1 protein-coding gene is annotated in these 1,090 nt (G+C 37.8%); it reads right to left on the bottom strand.

Translation table 11 applies throughout. The features are described from left to right. Nucleotides 1-1,090: MucBP domain-containing protein (locus tag WKI42_RS10445; RefSeq protein WP_368081885.1), on the bottom strand; the 1,090-nt coding region annotated here is incomplete at both ends.

The raw sequence follows: 1,090 nt of genomic DNA, 5'->3' as shown, positions 1-1,090 counted from the left end.
AAAGAAAGTTGTTACTTTTTCATAGATATGTTCTGTGTCACCATTTGGTAATTTCTTAGTCTCTACGAAGCGGTACTCTGGAATATCTTTCTTATCGACTGTGCCTGGCTCACTTGGATAGTTTGGAATTTCGTTTCCTTCTTTATCCTTGAAGAAGGTACTTACTTTTTCGTAGATGTGTTCGATATCTCCGTTTGGAAGTTTCTTAGTCTCTACGAATTTATAACCTGGAATCGTTTTAGCCGGAGTTTCTCCTTCTTCTGTTGATTTCACAGGGTTGTTGTCTTTATCAACAGTAATAAGATTGCCTTCCTTATCCTTGAATGTTGTTGTTACTTTTTCATAGATGTGTTCGATATCTCCGTTTGGAAGTTTCTTAGTCTCTACAAATTTATAACCTGGGATCGTTTTAGCTGGGATTTCTCCTTTTTCTGTTGATTTCACAGGATTGTTGTCTTTATCAACAGTAATAAGATTGCCATCCTTATCCTTGAATGTCGTTGTTACTTTTTCATAGATATGAGTAGTATTACCCTTGTTATCAACTTTAGTTTCAACAAATCTATAGCCCGGGAAGTCCTTCTTATCAACTTTGCCATCTTCTGTAGTACTTCCTGAAACAACATTCCCATCTGTGTCTTTAAACTCCGTTACAGGACGCACAGTTGGAGTATAAGTTTCAGAAACTACTTTACCATTGACGTCTTTCACTTGAACTGTTACTGGAGTCGCCTGTCCTACAAAATCTTTTTCTGGTGTAAATTCAACGACTCCATCCTTAAGTACATATGTTCCTTCTCCCGGAACTGTAACTTCTTTCACTTCTTTACCAGTTTTATCAACTAATGTTAGAGTAGACTTATCAAGATCAACTTTCTCATGACCTTTATTAAAGTTTACTGTTGTATTATCTTGATCTGGCGTATCAAATACTACAGGAGATGTTTGAATAGTTCCACGAGCTCCTTCAGTAACCGATGAAGCACCTGTTGGAGTTACAGCTGTTACCGTTGGGGTGTAAGTCGTTGTTGTCGCTGTTCCGTTGGCATCTTTCACTTGAACTGTTACTGGAGTTGCCTTGCCTACAAAG

Source organism: Streptococcus pseudopneumoniae, from assembly GCF_038148935.1.
Taxonomy (GTDB): Bacteria; Bacillota; Bacilli; order Lactobacillales; family Streptococcaceae; genus Streptococcus; species Streptococcus pseudopneumoniae_U.
The sequence above is the reverse complement of the archived record's forward strand: the minus strand, read 5'-3'. Positions and strand labels throughout refer to the sequence as shown.